The organism is Streptomyces sp. N35 (assembly GCF_016464295.1).
Lineage (GTDB): Bacteria > Actinomycetota > Actinomycetes > Streptomycetales > Streptomycetaceae > Streptomyces.
Map to the genome: position 1 here is coordinate 1 of NZ_JAEIMH010000229.1, position 583 is coordinate 583.

A 583-nucleotide genomic window follows, 5' to 3' on the forward strand; every position below is an offset into this window, starting at 1 on the left:
TGCCTGCCGTTGGCGGATCGGGTGCTGTTGGTGGCCGTCTATTACCGCACGAACCTGACCATGCGGCAGCTCGCGCCGCTCTTCGGGGTCTCGTCCGCGACGGTCTGCCGGGTGATCCAGCGGCTGGGCCCGCTCCTCGCGCTGGAGCCTGCTGCCCGGCCCGCGAATGCCGCGGACCGGCTGTGGATCGTGGACGGCACCCTGATCCCGGTCCGCGACCGGACCATTGCCGCCTCCTCACGCAACTACCGGTTCTCAGCGAATGTGCAGGTCATCATCGACGCCGACACGCGCCTGGTGGTGGCCACCGCCAGGCCGGCGCCGGGCAACAAGGCCGACGCCCACGTGTGGCGGAACTCCGGCCTGGCCCAGCACTGCGAGGGCGTCACAGTGCTGGGCGACGGCGCCTACTTCAATACGGGCCTCGTCGTCCCGCACCGCAAACGCCAACGCCGCCCGCTGCTGCCCGGCGAAGAGGCCGACAACGCCGAGCATCGACGGGTGCGGGCCCGCGTCGAGCACACCTTCGCCCGGATGAAGACCTACAAGATCCTCCGCGACTGCCGGCAACACGGTGACGGCC

At 70.5% G+C, this 583-nt stretch carries 1 protein-coding gene; it reads left to right on the forward strand.

Annotated elements, in window-relative coordinates; all coding sequences use genetic code 11:
* Positions 1–583, forward strand: a 583-nt coding sequence (locus JAO81_RS41990; protein WP_199553261.1) for a transposase family protein, incomplete at both ends; no start/stop codon positions are given.